9 protein-coding genes are annotated in these 16,983 nt (G+C 68.1%); 3 read left to right on the forward strand and 6 right to left on the reverse strand.

The genetic code is table 11. From position 1 onward, the window contains the following. The first annotated feature begins 89 nt into the window (after nucleotides 1–89). Both HWW87_RS30220 and HWW87_RS30225 read left to right on the forward strand, forming a co-directional pair. The gene (locus HWW87_RS30220) at nucleotides 90–1,742 is read left to right on the forward strand and encodes an acyl-CoA dehydrogenase family protein (protein ID WP_175823374.1); all 1,653 of its coding nucleotides are present in this window, start codon (nucleotides 90–92) and stop codon (nucleotides 1,740–1,742) included. A 52-nt stretch (nucleotides 1,743–1,794) separates the two neighbouring features. Beyond that, nucleotides 1,795–3,303 (forward strand): AMP-binding protein, encoded by a 1,509-nt coding sequence (locus tag HWW87_RS30225; RefSeq protein ID WP_175823375.1) that lies wholly within the window; start codon nucleotides 1,795–1,797, stop codon nucleotides 3,301–3,303. A gap of 124 nt (nucleotides 3,304–3,427) precedes the next feature. Here HWW87_RS30225 and HWW87_RS30230 read toward each other — a convergent pair whose 3' ends face one another. The 4 genes from HWW87_RS30230 to hemE all read right to left on the reverse strand — a co-directional run bounded on the left by HWW87_RS30230 (nucleotide 3,428) and on the right by hemE (nucleotide 12,876). Then, nucleotides 3,428–4,567 (reverse strand): branched-chain amino acid ABC transporter substrate-binding protein, encoded by a 1,140-nt coding sequence (locus tag HWW87_RS30230; protein WP_175823376.1) that lies wholly within the window; start codon nucleotides 4,565–4,567, stop codon nucleotides 3,428–3,430. 84 nt (nucleotides 4,568–4,651) lie between these two features. Then, the gene (gene putA, locus HWW87_RS30235; protein ID WP_175823377.1) at nucleotides 4,652–8,584 is read right to left on the reverse strand and encodes a trifunctional transcriptional regulator/proline dehydrogenase/L-glutamate gamma-semialdehyde dehydrogenase; all 3,933 of its coding nucleotides are present in this window, start codon (nucleotides 8,582–8,584) and stop codon (nucleotides 4,652–4,654) included. A 484-nt stretch (nucleotides 8,585–9,068) separates the two neighbouring features. Then, nucleotides 9,069–11,330, reverse strand: a complete 2,262-nt coding sequence (locus tag HWW87_RS30240) for a primosomal protein N' (protein ID WP_175823378.1) — start codon at nucleotides 11,328–11,330, stop codon at nucleotides 9,069–9,071. Between the two features lie 451 nt (nucleotides 11,331–11,781). Then, entirely contained in the window at nucleotides 11,782–12,876 is a 1,095-nt protein-coding gene (gene hemE / locus HWW87_RS30245; protein WP_279608058.1) for a uroporphyrinogen decarboxylase, read from the reverse strand. A gap of 149 nt (nucleotides 12,877–13,025) precedes the next feature. Between hemE and HWW87_RS30250 the strand changes: the two genes are divergently transcribed. Further along, nucleotides 13,026–13,826 (forward strand): transporter substrate-binding domain-containing protein, encoded by an 801-nt coding sequence (locus HWW87_RS30250; protein ID WP_175823380.1) that lies wholly within the window; start codon nucleotides 13,026–13,028, stop codon nucleotides 13,824–13,826. Nucleotides 13,827–14,572: 746 nt separating this feature from the next. On the opposite strand, the gene HWW87_RS30255 is transcribed toward HWW87_RS30250, so the two are convergent. Then, nucleotides 14,573–16,300 carry an AMP-binding protein gene (locus tag HWW87_RS30255; protein WP_175823381.1) on the reverse strand — a complete coding sequence of 576 codons (1,728 nt, stop codon included), beginning with the start codon at nucleotides 16,298–16,300 and terminating at the stop codon, nucleotides 14,573–14,575. A 257-nt stretch (nucleotides 16,301–16,557) separates the two neighbouring features. Then, on the reverse strand, nucleotides 16,558–16,983 hold the full coding sequence (locus HWW87_RS30260) for a F0F1 ATP synthase subunit epsilon (RefSeq protein ID WP_006477288.1): 426 nt from the start codon (nucleotides 16,981–16,983) through the stop codon (nucleotides 16,558–16,560).

Raw genomic sequence — 16,983 nt, forward strand, 5'->3', positions numbered from 1 at the left:
GTTTACCGGAAGCCGGCACCCGCGCCGAAGCGCCCTTCGTGCGGCACGACGCCGGCTGACCGCGCAGCATGAGACCGGAGACAACCGCGATGACCGACTCGACTCACGCCGTCACGAACCAGTTCGACGAACTCGTCGACTATAACCTCTTCGCGACGGACCTCGCGCTGCGCGACGCGCTCGCCCGCGCGGGCGCCGACTGGGCCGTGCCGCGGCTCGACGCATACGGTGCGCGGCTCGGCAGCGCCGACACCGCGCAACTCGCCGACGAAGCGAACCGCCACCCCCCCGAACTCAATGCGTTCGACCGGCGCGGCCGGCGCATCGACCGCGTCGACTTCCATCCGGCCTGGCACACGCTGCTCGGGATGTACCGCAACGAAGGCTTCGTGTCGCTCGCGTTCCGCGACGCGCGCCGCGGCCGCTGGGCCGCGACGGCCGCCGGCTTCTACCTGCACGGCCAGATCGAGGCCGGCACGCTGTGCCCCGCGACGATGACGCAGGCCGCGATTCCCGTGCTGCAGAAGGAGCCCGCGCTGTGGGACCTGCTGCGCGACAAGCTCTACAGCGACGACTACGATCCGCGCGACGTGCCGGTCGCCGACAAGCGCGCGATCTGGTTCGGCATGGGCATGACCGAGAAACAGGGCGGCTCCGACGTGCGTGCGAACACGACGCTCGCCACGCCGGTCGGCGCCGGCGGGCGCGGCGGCGAATACCGGCTGCGCGGCCACAAGTGGTTCTTCTCCGCGCCGATGTGCGACGCGCACCTCGTCGTCGCGCACACCGAAGGCGGCAGCCCGTCGTGCTTCTACGTGCCGCGCTGGCGGCCGGACGGCACGAAGAATGCGGTCGAGATCCAGCGGCTGAAGAACAAGGTCGGCAACCGCAGCAACTCGAGCAGCGAGATCGAGCTGAACGACGCGTGGGGCATCATGCTCGGCGACGAACGCCGCGGCATTCCGACCATCATCGAGATGGCCACCTACACGCGGCTGAACTGCGTGCTCGGCAGCGCGGCGATGCTGCGCCAGGGCGTCGTGCAGGCGATCGCGTACACGCGCCAGCGCCATGCGTTCGGCCGCGCGCTCGCCGAGCAGCCGCTGATGCGCACCGTGCTCGCCGATCTCGCGCTCGAAAGCGAGGCGGCCCTGTCGCTCGCGATGCGGCTCGCCGACGCGTTCGAGCGCGACGACTCGCCGCGCGAACGCGCATGGAAGCGGATCGTCACGCCCGCCGCGAAATTCTGGGTCTGCAAGCGCGCGGTCGAGCTGACCGGCGAGGTGATGGAAGTGTTCGGCGGCAACGGCTACGTCGACGACGGCCCGATCGCGCGCCTCTTCCGCGAGGCGCCCGTCAACTCGATCTGGGAAGGTTCGGGCAACGTGATGTGCCTCGACGTGCTGCGCGCGGTGTCGCGCGAGCCCGATGCGGCCGCCGCGCTGTTCGACGAACTGGCCGACCTCGGCGCGGGCGAACCGCGCATCCGCGCGGCGCTCGACGCACTGCGCGCGATGCTCGCCGCGCCAGCCGACACGCTCGAAGCGTCGGGCCGCGTGTTCGCGCAGCGGCTCGCGCTCGTCGCGCAGGCGTGCCTGCTGCGCCGCGATGCGCCGGCGGCGGTCGCCGACGCGTTCGTCGCGACACGGCTCGCCGCGCCCGACTGGGGCCGCATCGCGGGCGGCTTCGATCCGCATGCGATCGACGTCGCCGCGCTGTTGCAGCGCGCATACCCGGCCTGACGCCGGCCCGTTCACCCGAATTCGCGTTCGTTCGCCCCGCCCCGGAGCCTCGATGAACCTCGTCGCCGCCCTCGACCGCGCCGCCCGTGCGACGCCCGACAAGCCGTTCCTCGTCAGCGAATCCGCGACGATCACCTATGCGGCCGCGCGCGAGCGTTCGCACCGCGCGGCGGCCGTGCTGAGCGCGCTCGGCGTCGCGGCCGGCGACCGCGTCGCCGCGATGTGCTTCAACACGCCGGCCTTCGTCGACCTGATGTTCGGTGCATGGCGGCTCGGCGCGGCGTTCGTGCCGATCAACCACAAGCTGCAGGCGCCGGAAGTCGACTACGTGCTCGAACACAGCGGCAGCACCGCGCTGCTGTTCGACGTGGCGCTCGCGCCGGTGGTCGAGCGGATCGTCCATCCCGCGCGGCGGCTCGTGACCGAGGGCGAACTCGACGGCGTGCCGAGCTTCGACACGATGTGCGCGACGATGGACGGCCTCGCGGGCATCGAGCCCGCCGACGACGACATCGCGCAGATCCTCTACACGTCCGGCACGACCGGCCGCCCGAAGGGTTGCGTGCACAGTCATCGCACGGTGACGCTCGCCGCGATGCAGGCGGCGCTCGCGACCGGGATCGGCCGCCACGAGCGCACGCTGATGGCGATGCCGATCTGGCATTCGTCGCCGCTGAACAACTGGTTCGGCGGCACGCTGTATGCGGGCGGCACCGTCGTGCTGCTGCGCGAATACCATCCGCTGCGCTTCCTGCAGACCGTCGAGCGCGAACGCGTGACGCTGTATTTCGGCGCGCCGGTGTCGTATACGCTGCCGCTCGACACGATCGACGGCTTCGCAGCATTCGACCTGTCGAGCGTGCGCGCGTGGCTGTACGGCGGCGGCCCGATCGGCGCCGCGCAGGCCGAACGGCTCGCCCATGCGTATCGCAGCCACGCGTTCTTCCACGTGTACGGGATGACGGAAACCGGGCCGGCCGGCACGACACTGTATCCGGACGAGCAGATCGCGAAGGCCGGCTCGATCGGCCGCCACGGCGGCCCGGGCGTCGACCTGCGGGTCGTGCGGATGGACGGCGTCGATGCGCAGCCGGGCGAGACCGGCGAGATCTGGCTGAAGACCGGCTGCATGATGCTCGGCTATCTCGACGACGCGGCCGCGACGCGCGCCGCGTTCGCGCCGGACGGCTGGTATCGCACCGGCGACATCGCGCGGATCGATCAGGATGGCTATCTATTCATCGTCGACCGGCTGAAGGACATGATCGTCACCGGCGGCGAGAACGTCTATTCGAAGGAAGTGGAGGACGTGCTCGGCGCGCACCCGGACATCGCCGAGGCAGCCGTCGTCGGCGTCCCGCATCCGGACTGGGGCGAAACGGTCGTCGCGCACGTCGTGATGCGGGCGAACGCGGCGCCCGATGCGGATGCGCTGCGCACGTTCTGCGGCGAGCGGCTCGCCGCGTACAAGGTCCCGCGCGAATTCACGTTCGTGCAGGCGCTGCCGCGCACGCCGACCGGCAAGCTGCAGAAGTTCCTGCTGCGCGTGCGCGGCGAGTAGCCCCCCGCTCACGCCGATAAAAAAGCCACCGGGTCCCAACGGCCCGATGGCTTTTTTACATGCACGATCAGCCGGGCAGCGACCTTCGCCGCCGCCCGCGCTTCAGAACATCACGACAGGCTGCTCACTTCCCGCCGATGCTCTTCAGCGGCTTCCACTCGCCCTTCTCGACCTTGTACATCGTGATGCCGCCGTTCTTCAGGTCGCCCTTCGCGTCGTACGCGACGTGCGTCGACGTGACGCCGGCCATGTCGGTCTTCGCGAGCACCGGCAGGTACTTCGCCGGATCGGTCGAATCGGCCTTCTTCATCGCGTTCAGCATCGCCATCGCGCCGTCGTACGCGTACGGCGAGTACGTCTGCACGTCTTCGCTGAAGCGCTTCTTGTACTTGTCGGCGTAAGCCTTGCCGCCCGGCATTTCTTCCAGCGGGAGGCCGGCCAGCGATGCGATCGTGCCTTCCGATGCATTGCCCGCAATCTTCAGGAACGTCGGCGTCTTCACCATTTCGCCGCTCATCAGCGGTGCGGTGATGCCGAGCGTCTTCATCTGCTTGACCATCGGCGCTGCCTGCGAATCCGCGCCGCCGTAGTAGACGAGATCCGGCTTCACGGCCTTCAGCTTGGTCAGGATCGCCTTGAAGTCGACGGCCTTGTCGTTCGTGAATTCGCGGTCGACGATCGTCGCGCCGCCGGCCTTCGCGGCCTTCTCGAACTGGTCGGCAAGACCCTGGCCGTAGGCCGTGCGGTCGTCGACGATCGCGATCTTCTTCATGCCGAGATCCTTCGACGCGAACGTGCCGGCCACCGCGCCCTGCTGCGTGTCGGACGTCATCATGCGGAAGGTCGTCTTGTAACCCTGCTGCGTGTATTCCGGCGCCGTCGCCATCGCGATTTCCGGAATGCCCGCGTTCGCGTAGATGCGCGAGGCGGGAATCGTCGTGCCCGAGTTGAAGTGGCCGAGCATGCCCTTGATGCCGTCGTCGACGAGCTTCTGCGCCACCGTCGTGCCCGTGCGCGGGTCGGCCTGGTCGTCCTGCGTGTTGAGCACGAACTTCACCGGCTTGCCGCCGATCTTCGGGTTGGTCGCGTTGAAGTCTTCCAGCGCGAGCACGATCCCGTTCTGCATATCCTTGCCGTAGTGCGCCTGCGCGCCCGTCATCGGCCCTGCGTAACCGATCTTCACGTCATCCGCATGGGCCGTCCCCGCCAGCGACATGACCGCGACGAACGTCGCGCCTGCCACCTTTTTCATCGTGTGTTGCATAGCATCTCCTTGGTACCAGGGTAAATGGAGCGGCTTAGGGATCGCCTGGCCGCTTCCTTTGTTTGATCCGAACGGCAAGGATGATCAGCCGATCGTCATCAAATTCGCATTGCCGCCCGCCGCGGCCGTATTCACGCTCACCGAGCGCTCCGTCAAGAGCCGCTCGAGCGCATAGTCTTCCGCGTCGCCGTTCTCGAACGCGCCCACCGACACGCCCTGCACCGACACGATCGGGCCCGGCCGCTGCGCGACGTCCTTCACGAGCGTCTGCAGCTCGTCGCTGTCGCCTTCGAACAGCACCGCGTCGAATGGCGCGTCGGCCTGCTTGCGCACGGCCGCGTGCGCCTTCAGCGACGCCGGCAGCGCAGCGACCAGCGCCTCGCCCGCCGCGCCGGCAAACAACGCGCGGTTGCCCGTCGCCAGCACCGCCGCGAACTGCGCACGCGCGCCGCCCGGCGTGGCCGCGACACACAGCACCGTGCCGCGCGGGCCGAGTGTATACGTGTTTCGCTCGCCCGTCGGGCCGGTCAGCACGGCGGTCGCGCCGGCCGGCACCTGCGCGAGATAGCCGTCGCAACGCGCGGCCAGCGCCGGCTCGCGCTGCTCGATCAGCCAGTCGCGCAGCGTCGTGAGCGCTGCCGCCGGGTTGCCGCGCGCATCGCTTTCGGTCGCGCCGTCGGCGATCAGCGACTGCGCGAGCGAGCGCGGCAGGCCCGACGGACGCGTCGCGAGCAGACGCTGCAGGTACAGCGCGCCGCCGGCCTTCGGGCCCGTGCCCGACAGCCCTTCGCCGCCGAACGGCTGCACGCCGACCACCGCGCCGATCACGTTGCGGTTCACGTAGATGTTGCCCACGTGCGCATTCGAGATCACGTGCGCGATCGTCTCGTCGATCCGCGTGTGGATGCCGAGCGTCAGGCCGTAGCCCGTCGCGCGGATCTGCTCGAGCAGCTTGTCGAGCTGGTTGCGGCGGTAGCGCACCACGTGCAGCACGGGGCCGAACACTTCACGCTTGAGCTCGTCGATGCTGCCGATCTCGATCAGCGTCGGCGGCACGAACGTGCCGTGCGCGCACGCCTCCGGCGACGGCAGTTGCGTGACCGTGTGGCCCTTGTCCTTCATCGTCGCGACGTGCGTGTCGATCGTCTGCTTCGCTTCGGCGTCGATCACCGGGCCGACGTCGGTCGACAGGCGGTCGGGGTTGCCGAGCGCCAGCTCGTGCATCGCGCCCTTGAGCATCGTCAGCGTGCGATCCGCGACGTCGTCCTGCAGACACAGAACGCGCAGCGCCGAACACCGTTGACCGGCCGAATCGAACGACGACTGCATCACGTCCGCGACGACCTGCTCCGCGAGCGCCGACGAGTCGACGATCATCGCGTTCTGACCGCCCGTTTCGGCGATCAGCGGAATCGGCTTGCCGTCCGGGTCGAGGCGCGCGGACAGCGTCTTGTTGATCAGGCGCGCGACTTCGGTCGAGCCCGTGAACATCACCGCACGCGTGCGCGGATCGGCGACCAGCGCCGCGCCGACGGTTTCGCCCGTGCCCGGCAGCAGCTGCACCGCGCCGGCCGGCACGCCGGCCTCGCGCAGCAGCCGCACGGCCTGCGCGGCGATCAGCGGCGTCTGTTCGGCCGGCTTCGCGAGCACCGTGTTGCCGGCCGCGAGCGCCGCGGCCACCTGGCCCATGAAGATCGCAAGCGGGAAGTTCCACGGGCTGATGCAGACCACGGGGCCGAGCGGACGATGCGTGTCGTTCGAGAATTCGCCGCGGATCTGCGCCGCGTAGTAGCGCAGGAAGTCGACCGCTTCGCGGATTTCGGCGATCGCGTTCTGCAGCGACTTGCCGGCTTCGCGCACGATCAGGCCCATCAGCGTGTGCATCTGCGCTTCGAGCAGATCGGCCGCGCGCACCAGGCAATCGGCGCGCGCATCGACCGGCGTCGCCTGCCAGATCGGCGCGGCGGCCACCGCGTGCGCGAGCGCCGCGCTCACGTGTTCGGCCGTCGCTTCGCTGACCGTGCCGACCACGTCTCGCTGGTCGGCCGGGTTGCGTACGTCGCGTGCCGGGGCGTCGGCGAGCGCGTCGTCGGCCAGCATCGGCGCCGCGCGCCACGGATGGTGCGCGCTCGCGAGCAGCGCGGACGACAGCGACGCGAGACGGTGTTCGTTCGACAGGTCGAGGCCCATCGAATTGGGACGCTCGTCGCCGTACAGGTTGCGCGGCAGCGGGATCTTCGCGTGCGGCGCGCCGAGCGGCACGACCTTCATCGCTTCATCCGCCGGATCGGCAACCAGCTCCTTCACCGACACGGTCTTGTCGGCGATGCGGTTCACGAACGACGTGTTCGCGCCGTTCTCCAGCAACCGGCGCACGAGGTACGCGAGCAGCGTCTCGTGCGTGCCGACCGGCGCATACACGCGGCACGGACGATTCAGCTTGTCGCGACCCGTGACTTCCTCGTACAGCGGCTCGCCCATCCCGTGCAGGCACTGGAATTCGTACTGGCCCGGGTAGTAGTTCTGGCCCGCGAGCTGGTAGATCGCGGCCAGCGTGTATGCGTTGTGCGTCGCGAACTGCGGGTACACGGCGTCCGGCGCCGCGAGCAGCTTCTTCGCGCATGCGAGGTACGACACGTCCGTGTAGATCTTGCGTGTATAGACCGGATAACCTTCGAGGCCGTCGACCTGTGCACGCTTGATCTCGGAGTCCCAGTACGCGCCCTTCACCAGACGGATCATCAGGCGGTGACGGCTGCGGCGCGCGAGATCGATCAGGTAGTCGATCACGAACGGACAGCGCTTCTGGTAACCCTGCACGACGAAGCCAATGCCGTTCCAGCCCGCGAGATCCGGATCGAAGCACAGCGCCTCGAGCAGGTCGAGCGACAGTTCGAGACGATCGGCTTCCTCCGCGTCGATGTTCAGGCCGATATCGTAGCGGCGCGCGAGCAGCGCGAGCGCACGCACGCGCGGCAGCAGCTCGCTCATCGTGCGGTCCTGCTGCGAGCGCGAGTAGCGCGCATGCAGCGCCGACAGCTTGATCGAGATGCCCGGGCCTTCGTAGATGCCGCGGCCGCCGGCCGCCTTGCCGATCGCGTGGATCGCCTGTTCGTACGATGCGTAGTAGCGCTGCGCGTCCTCTTCGGTCGTCGCCGCTTCGCCGAGCATGTCGTACGAGTAGCGGAAGCCGCGCGCTTCGTACTTGCGGCTGTTCGCGAGCGCTTCGGAAATCGTTTCGCCGGTGACGAACTGCTCGCCCATCAGGCGCATCGCCATGTCGACGCCCTTGCGGATCAGCGGCTCGCCGCCGCGGCCGATCAGGCGCGTGAGCGCCGACGACAGGCCGGCTTCGCTGTTGGTCGTCACGAGCTTGCCGGTGATCATCAGCCCCCAGGTCGCCGCGTTCACGAACAGCGACGGCGCGTGGCCGACGTGCGAACGCCAGTCGCCCTTGCTGATCTTGTCGCGGATCAGCGCATCGCGCGTCGCGCGATCGGGAATGCGCAGCAGCGCTTCGGCGAGACACATCAGCGCGACGCCTTCCTGGCTCGACAGCGAGAACTCGTGGATCAGCCCCTCGACGCCGCCGCCCGAGCTCTTCTCGCGCAGCGCCTCGACCAGCTTCGTCGCGAGCGCCTGCGCGTCCGCCTGCAGGTTCGCGGGCAGGCGCGCCTGGCCGAGCAGGAACGGCACGCACTCCGGTTCGGGGCGGCGGTACGCGGCCGTGATCGCCGCGCGCAGCACCGATTGCGGCTGCACGTTCTGCGCGAACTCGAGGAACGGATGCGGCGAGTTGTCGTCGTCGCTGTCCGCGGCTTGACCGTCGGCGAGCTCCGTCACGCCGCTGTGGCCCGACAGCTCGGGCGGCAGCTGGCCGTGCTCGATCCGCTCGAGATACGCGAAGATCGCCTGCTTGATCAGCCAGTGAGGAGTGCGCTCGAGACGCGCGGCAGCGTCCTTGAGGCGCGAGCGGAGAAGGTCGTCGACTTTGACGCCGAGAGTCGTGCTTGCCATGGTGGGTTCGTGCGCCGGTGCGAGCCCGGCAATGTGGTGTGAGAGGATGCGCGAAATCCTACGGCACGCAATAAAAAGGTGCAACCAAATTGAGAGGCAGGTTGCACCCATGAGTTAGCCAATATAATCAGACACTTATGCAGTTGCAACCTAGGGGTTGCCCGTGGTCGAAGGCTCGGTGTTTTCCCTGATCGGGTCGGTTCGACGCGCGTGGGCAACCTGCGGTGTATAGAGCCGCGGGGGAAAACGGGTTGCACTGGATGGGTGGGTGGGGGCGCAGCAGGGGTGGAATGGGCCTCCGGCAGCGGGATCGCGGATCGCGGATCGTGCCGGGCGTGGGGCGTGGGGCGTGGGGCGTGGGGCGTGGGGCGTGGGGCGTGGGGCGCTGGGCCTCGGGCCTCGGGCCTCGGGCGGCAGGCGGCAGGCGGCAGGCGGCAGGCGGCAGGCGGCAGGCAATGTCCCATACCGGTCGCCGCCGCGCCGCTCAGATATCCAGCGGATCGACCTCGACGCTCCACCGCAGCACGCCCTTCAGCGCGCGCAGCTCAGGCTGCCATGCGCGCAGCGCATGCTGCAGCGCCGCCCGCGACGCGCTTTCGAGCAGCAACTGCGCGCGATGGACGTTCGCGACCTTCACGATCGTCATCGGCACCGCGTCGTACACGGTCACGCGATCGGCGCCCGGCAGCCCCGGCAACGCGGCCGCGGCCTGCTGCAGGAACGCGAGCGCCGCGTCGAGCGTGCGCCCTTCGGCGCGCAGCAGCGCCTGGTAGACGAACGGCGGCAGGTGCGCGTCGCGACGCTCGCCGAGCGTCGAATTCGCGAAGCCCACGTAGTCCTGCCGCCCGAGCGCGTGGTACAGCGCGTGACGCGGGTAGCGCGTCTGCACCATCACCTCGCCCGGCAGCCCGGCGCGCCCCGCGCGGCCGCTCACCTGCATCAGCTGCGCGAACAGCCGCTCGCTCGCGCGGAAGTCGTGCGAGAACAGCGCGGTATCGGCATTGAGCACGCCGACGAGCGACACGCGCTGGAAGTCGTGCCCCTTCGCGATCATCTGCGTGCCGACCAGGATGTCGACCTCGCCCGCATGCACATCCGAGAACAGCGCCTGCGCGCTGCCCTTGCGGCGTGTGCTGTCCGCGTCGATCCGCAGAATCCGCGCGCCCGGCACGGCCTCGGCAAGCGCCTCCTCGATGCGCTGCGTGCCGCGCCCGAGCGGCGCGATGTCGACGTTCCCGCACTCGGGGCACGAGCGCGGAATGCGCGCTTCCCAGCCGCAGTGATGGCAGCGCAGCGCATGCTCGGGCTTGTGCAGCACGACATACGCGCTGCAGCGCGGGCAGCCGGCCACCCAGCCGCATGCGTCGCACGCGAGCTGCGGCGCGTAACCGCGCCGGTTCAGGAATACGAGGCTCTGTTCGCCGCGCTCGAGCCGCGCCTTCAGCGCCGCGACGAGCGGCCCCGACAGCCCGCCCATCGACGCGCGCCCGCGCCGCCGCTCTTCTTCGAGATCGATCAGCCGCACGGTCGGCAGCGTCGCGTCGGCCACCGCGCGGCGCGACAGCGTGAGCCGCGTGTAGCGCCCCTGCTCGGCCTGCCACCAGCTTTCGAGCGACGGCGTGGCCGAGCCGAGCACGATGGTGATGCCGAGCTGCTTCGCGCGCCACACGGCCAGGTCGCGCGCCGAATAGCGCAGCCCTTCCTGCTGCTTGTACGCGGGCTCGTGCTCTTCGTCGACGACGATCAGCGCGAGCGTCGGCATCGACGCGAGCACCGCGAGGCGCGTGCCGAGCACGATCCGCGCGCGGCCCGTGTGCGCGGCGAGCCAGTTGCGCGCCCGCTCGCCTTCGGCGAGCCCGCTGTGCAGCGTGACGATCGCGTCGTCGGCGAGCGCGCCCGCGAAGCGCGCGCGAAACGCGGCCTCGAACTGCGGCGTCAGGTTGATTTCAGGCACGAGCACGAGCGCCTGCGCGTCCGGCCGCGCGTCGAGCAGCGATGCGAGCGCATGCAAGTAGACCTCGGTCTTGCCGCTGCCCGTCACGCCGTGCAGCAGGAACGGCGCGAAGCCCTGCGCGGCGCGGATCGCGTCGAGCGCCTCGGCCTGCTGGTCCGTCAACGCCGGCGGCACAGCGCGTCCACCGCTTGTCGACAGGTTATCCACAGGTTTGGCCACAGGCGCATCGGCCCAACCGATTTCCTCGACGTCGACCCAGCCGCGCGCCGCCCAGTCGTCGAGCGTCGCGGCCGCCTTCGGATGCAGCGCACGCGCGTCGGGCAGCGTCAGCGAGCCGGTGTCGACCAGCGCCTGCGCGAGCCGGCGCAGCGCCGCGCCGCGCGCAGGCAACGCATCGGGCAGCGCCGCGCGGCCGGCTTCGGTCGGCCGGTAGCGCACTTCCGGCGCGAGCAGCCGCCCCCAACGCCCGGCGTCGCGCAGCGCCTGCGGCAGCGCCGGCAACGCGACCTCGCCGCGCCCGCGCTGATAGTAGTCGGCGGCAAACGACACGAGCGCGAGCCAGTCCGTCGACAGCGGCGGCAGGTCGGCACAGATCGCGTCGACCGCGCGCAGCCGCGACGGCGGCACATCGGTGTGAGTGGTGACTTCGCAGACGAGCCCGACGGCCTGCCGCTTGCCGAACGGCACCTGCACGAGCGTGCCGGGCACGGGCGCTGGCTGCACGTCGCAGCGGTAGTCGAACAGGGTCGCGAGCGGATGGTCGAGCGCCACGCGCAGGTAGGTGCCGCTCATCGAGACGCTCCGGCAACGGCGGCACGCAAGGGACGGACGGCTTGCATCCGCGCCCGCATCGCGACGGCGAACTTAAAGTAAAACTTCAGATTCGGCGCTAAGTTTTGGATTCGCATTAGGAATCGCCGTATACCCTGCCCAGCCTGTGGATAACTTTGTTGAGAACTCGCCGCTCAACGGCCGCAACGCGCGCGGGGCCGTGCTTTCCGCTGTTTTTCGCCGCTTGCCGCGGTGCCCCGCGAAGCCTTATTCCATAAGGCTGCTATTCAAATTACCCAACCATAGCGAGACAAATTGACCGATACGGGGCTCTACCGCGCTGCAACGTGGAAAATGTGTATAAGTCAAGTCTTGACAAGCACCGAATCGGCAACGGGAGCGGGGTCGCGTCGTGTTTAGTTTCAATAACGAAACGTCGTCATTCCGCAGCGCAGCATGACGGCGCTTGCGTTCAGCCCGCCGCTCCGCTAAGGATCGCGCGGCTGTGGGTATGCACTTCGTCGACGAGTTCGGCGACGTGATCGGGTGACGTGAATTGCGAAATACCGTGCCCGAGGTTGAACACGTGGCCCGGATGGTTGCCGTAGCTGTCGAGCACCGCGCGCGCCTGTTCGCGCACTGCGGCCGGCGGCGCAAACAGGATCGTCGGGTCGAGGTTGCCCTGCAGCGCCACGCGCCCCGCGACGCGCTCGCGCGCGGCGCCGAGGTTGACCGTCCAGTCGAGCCCGACCGCATCGACGCCGGTCGCCGCGATCTCCTCGAGCCACAGGCCGCCGCCCTTCGTGAACGTGATTACCGGCACGCGCTCGCCGTCGTGCTCGCGCTTGAGCTGCGACACCACGCGGCGGATGTAATCGAGCGAGAAACGCTGGTACGCGCCGTCGGCCAGCGCGCCGCCCCACGTATCGAAGATCATCACGGCCTGCGCGCCCGCTTCGATCTGCGCGTTCAGGTATGCGGCCACCGCCTGCGCGTTCACGTCGAGGATCCGGTGCATCAGGTCGGGGCGCGAATACGCCATCGACTTCACCGTGCGGAAATCGTCCGAGCCACCGCCTTCGACCATGTAGCACGCGAGCGTCCACGGGCTGCCCGAGAAGCCGATCAGCGGCACGCGCTGACGGCCCTGGCCGTCGGTGAGCGCGCGGCGGATCTCGCGCACGGCGCCCGTCACGTAGCCGAGCGTCTCCTCGATGTCCGGCACCGCGAGCTTCGCGACGTCGGCCTCGGTGCGCACCGGATGCGCGAACTTCGGCCCTTCGCCGACCTGGAAGTCGAGGCCGAGCCCCATCGCGTCGGGAATCGTCAGGATGTCCGAGAACAGGATCGCGGCGTCGAGCGGGAAGCGCTCGAGCGGCTGCAGCGTCACTTCGGTCGCGTAGTCGGGATTCTTGGCGAGGCCGAGGAAGCTGCCGGCGCGCGCGCGCGTCGCGTTGTATTCGGGCAGGTAGCGGCCGGCCTGGCGCATCAGCCAGATCGGCGTGTAGTCGGTCGGCTCGCGCAGAAGCGCACGCAGGAAGGTGTCGTTGAGCAGGTTATGGGCCACGGTAGGAGCGACGATGCGAAGGCAAAGCGGCATTTTACCGGAGCGCGGCCGCGCGGCTGCGTATGCCGATGCGATGGCGGCCATATGACGCGCGCGATGGCTCCGTTATGATCGGACGCTGATATCGAACCGAACGAAGGAGGAGACCGATGAAGACATTCGCCACGCTCGCCGCAGCCGCATTGCTGTGCTGCACTGCCGCGCACGCGCAGACCGCGGCCGGCACCGCCACGACCGCGCCGGCCGCCGGCTCGCGGCTCGACGACGTGCTCGCGCGCGGCGCGCTGCGCGTGTGCACGACGGGCGACTACAAGCCGTATTCGTACTACCGCGCGGACGGCCGCTTCGAGGGCATCGACATCGACATGGCCGAATCGCTCGCGAAATCGCTCGGCGTGAAGACCGATTACGTGAAGACAAGCTGGTCGAACCTCACCAACGACTTCGTCGCGAAGTGCGACATCGCGGTGGGCGGCATATCGACGACGCTCGAGCGCCAGAAGCGCGTGTTCTTCACGCAGCCGTACGTGGTCGACGGCAAGACGCCGATCGTGCGCTGCGCGGATGCCGACAAGTACCAGAGCGTCGCGCAGATCGACCGGCCCGAGACGCGCGTGATCGTGAATCCGGGCGGCACCAACGAGCGGTTCGCGAAGCAGTTCTTCACGCACGCGAACCTGACCGTCTATCCGGACAACGTGACGATCTTCAAGCAGATCCTCGCCGGCAAGGCCGACGTGATGGTGACGGATGCGTCCGAGACGCAGCTGCAGCAAAAGCTGAATCCGGGCCTGTGCTCGGTGCATCCGGACAAGCCGTTCCAGTTCGGCGAGAAGGCGTACATGGTGCCGCGCGGCGACGTCGTGTTCCAGCAGTACGTCGACCAGTGGCTGCATCTCGCGCTGTCCACCGGTGAATATCAGGCGATTTCGGACAAGTGGTTGAAGTAATCGGACGCGCGTCTCGGCGGCCGATAACGGGCACCGACCCCGCAGTCGCCGGGTGCCGACATCTCGTCTGAGGCGGCGACCGGCATGCCGCCGTTACACCTTCCCTTGGCGCCGCCCCACCCGTCACCGGCGCAAAACCCGCCGGATTGGCCGATCGGCCGACTTTCGCGCGTTCCGATCACGTTTCAAAATCTTTCCGACGAATGAATCGTCATGTGCGGTATCGATCACGCCGTGCACTTTCTCGCGTGAAAATCGGCAATTCATCGCGCCCGATACGCGTGAAAAACGCATCGTGCGCATGCCTTGAAAACGCATCGGAAAAGATGGGTAAATATGACCTTTTTCAGGACCCCGAAAACAGCAAAAAATCCCGGAAAGCCTTATCTGGCGGGCGTTACAACCTGAAACACTTTGTTACCGCCACGGGTCATTAATTCGCCCACAATGGGCCTCAACGGTTTCAACACGGATGCGGTCTCGTGTGCCAAGTGTGAGCGGACGCGAAGCGCTGCGAGCCAGTCGGTCACGTACCGAAGCCCTTCCGAGGGGCATCCCTGTTGGAGTCGTTTCCGGCTCCCCGCCGGATCCGGTTTCATCTTTGGTCTCCTCGCGCTAACCCCGTAGCGTGTGGTTTTTAGCGGGCTAATAAGCCCGCTTTTTTTCGTCCATCGAAAACGTAGCGACCTGCATAGGGCGGCCCGCAGGCCGCCACGTTCTCCCGCATTTTCCCGCACCGTCCCGCTTCAAGCAGTCTTCTGCACGGCGAGCTTCAGTTCCTCGATCATCCGGTCGCGCATCACGAACTTCTGCACCTTGCCCGTCACCGTCATCGGTAGCTCGTCGACGAAGCGGATATAGCGCGGAATCTTGTAGTGCGCGATCTGCCCGTTGCAGAACGCGCGCACGTCGTCCTCGGTCATCTGCTCGTCCGCGCGCAGCACGATCCACGCGCACAGCTCCTCGCCGTACTTCGCATCGGGCACGCCGAATACCTGCGCGCTCTGGATCTTCGGATGGCGGAACAGGAATTCCTCGATCTCGCGCGGATAAACGTTCTCGCCGCCGCGAATCACCATGTCCTTCAGGCGGCCGACGATGTTGCAGTAGCCGTCCTCGTCGAGCGTCGCGAGGTCGCCCGTATGCATCCAGCCGTCGACCAGCACCTCGCGCGTCTTCGCGTCGTCGTCCCAGTAGCCGAGCATCACCGAATAGCCCTTCGTGCACAGCTCGCCCGTCGCGCCGACCGGCACGATGTCGCCGGCCGGATCGACGATCTTCACTTCGAGATGCGGCTGGATGCGGCCGACCGTCGTCGTGCGCTTTTCCAGCGGATCGTCGGTCGAGCTCTGGAACGACACGGGGCTCGTCTCCGTCATCCCGTACGCGATCGTGATTTCAGAAAGATGCATCTGCGACACGACGCGCTTCATCGTCTCGATCGGGCACGGCGAGCCGGCCATGATCCCGGTGCGCAGCGTCGACAGGTCGAATTTCGAGAATGCCGGATGGTCGAGCTCCGCGATGAACATCGTCGGCACGCCGTGCAGCGCGGTGCAGCGTTCTTCGGCCACCGCCGCGAGCGTCGCGACCGGGTCGAACGCTTCGCCGGGAAACACCATCGCGGCGCCCTTCGACACGCAGGCGAGCACGGCCAGCACCATCCCGAAGCAGTGATAGAGCGGCACCGGGATGCAGAGCGAATCCTGTTCGGTGAAACGCATCGCCATCGCGATCGAGCGCGCGTTGTTGACGACGTTGCGGTGCGTGAGCGTCGCGCCCTTCGGGCTGCCGGTCGTGCCGCTCGTGAACTGGATATTGATCGGATCGTTGGCCGTGAGCGTCGCGCCGATCGCATCGAGCAGCGCGGAATCGACGGCCTGGCGGCCGCGCGCCATCACGTCCGCGAAGCGGAACATGCCGGCGGGCGCCACCTCGCCCATCGACACGATCGTGCGCAGGCTCGGCACGCGCGCCGCGTGCAGATCACCCGGCGTCGCAGTCGCGAGCTCCGGCGCGATGGTCTGCAGCATCTCGACGTACGCGGACGTCTTGAAGCGCTCGGCCGCGATCACGGCCTTGCAGCCGACCTTGTTCAGCGCGTATTCGAGTTCCGATAGCCGGTAGGCCGGATTGATGTTGACGAGCACGGCGCCGATCCGCGCAGTCGCGAACTGCGTGAGCAGCCATTCGCTGCGGTTCGGCGACCAGATGCCGACGCAGTCGCCCTTCACGATCCCGAGTGCGGCGAGCCCTGCCGCCAGCACGTCGACCTCGTTCGCGAACGCGCGCCAGGTCCAGCGCACCTGCTGCTCGCGGAACACGACGGCCGGACGGTCGGGAAAACGGCCGGCCGTATCGAGCAGGAACCGGCTGATCGTCGCTTCGGATAGCGGCACGTCGGTCGCGCCGCGCACGTACGACAGTCCGTTTTCGGGCGCGATCAGCGCCCCCTTGCCAAGGTCTGCTGCCATCGATGTCTCCGTCCGTTTTTGTCTGATCGGCCCGGCACGCGGCTGATGCGCGCGCCTGCCCCGCCGCGAGCGCGGCGGACAGTCTCTGTGCGGATGATGCCGCGCTCCGCTGACGACACTCTGACATCGAATCGCGACGGACGGGTGAAATAGCATGACCGGACGATATGATCCGGCCCGCAAACCGCAGACAAAAACGGCAGGCGAAAAAAAAGCAGCCCGAAGGCTGCTTTCTTTCGCGGGATACGCGGCGCGGCTCAGTGCCGGCTGCGGATCTTCGCCAGACGCTGGATCGCTTCGAGCTGCGCCATCGCGGTCGCGAGCTCGGATTGCGCCTTTGCGAGGTCGAGGTCCGACTTCGCGTTCTGCAGCGTTTCCTCGGCACGCTTGCGCGCTTCCTCGGCTTTCGCCGCGTCGAGGTCCTTGCCGCGGATCGCGGTATCGGCGAGCACCGTCACGGCGCCCGGCTGCACTTCGAGAATGCCGCCCGCGACGAACACGAATTCGTCGTTGCCGCCCTCGACTTCGATGCGCACCGCACCCGGACGAATCCGCGTGATCAGCGGCGTGTGACCCGGCAGAATACCCAGCTCACCCGTTTCGCCCGGCAGCGCGACGAATTTCGCCTCGCCCGAGAAGATCTGCTCTTCCGCGCTGACGACGTCTACTTTGATGGTTGCCAT

It is taken from the genome of Burkholderia sp. BCC0419, from assembly GCF_902830285.1.
Lineage (GTDB): Bacteria > Pseudomonadota > Gammaproteobacteria > Burkholderiales > Burkholderiaceae > Burkholderia.

Bases quoted from the DNA above. Each gene is read 5' to 3' on its own strand.
- HWW87_RS30220 (WP_175823374.1), top strand. From the start codon at position 90: ATGACCGACTCGACTCACGCCGTCACGAACCAGTTCGACGAACTCGTC.
- HWW87_RS30225 (WP_175823375.1), top strand. From the start codon at position 1,795: ATGAACCTCGTCGCCGCCCTCGACCGCGCCGCCCGTGCGACGCCCGAC.
- HWW87_RS30230 (WP_175823376.1), bottom strand. From the start codon at position 4,567: ATGCAACACACGATGAAAAAGGTGGCAGGCGCGACGTTCGTCGCGGTC.
- putA (WP_175823377.1), bottom strand. From the start codon at position 8,584: ATGGCAAGCACGACTCTCGGCGTCAAAGTCGACGACCTTCTCCGCTCG.
- HWW87_RS30240 (WP_175823378.1), bottom strand. From the start codon at position 11,330: ATGAGCGGCACCTACCTGCGCGTGGCGCTCGACCATCCGCTCGCGACC.
- HWW87_RS30250 (WP_175823380.1), top strand. From the start codon at position 13,026: ATGAAGACATTCGCCACGCTCGCCGCAGCCGCATTGCTGTGCTGCACT.
- HWW87_RS30255 (WP_175823381.1), bottom strand. From the start codon at position 16,300: ATGGCAGCAGACCTTGGCAAGGGGGCGCTGATCGCGCCCGAAAACGGA.
- HWW87_RS30260 (WP_006477288.1), bottom strand. From the start codon at position 16,983: ATGGCAACCATCAAAGTAGACGTCGTCAGCGCGGAAGAGCAGATCTTC.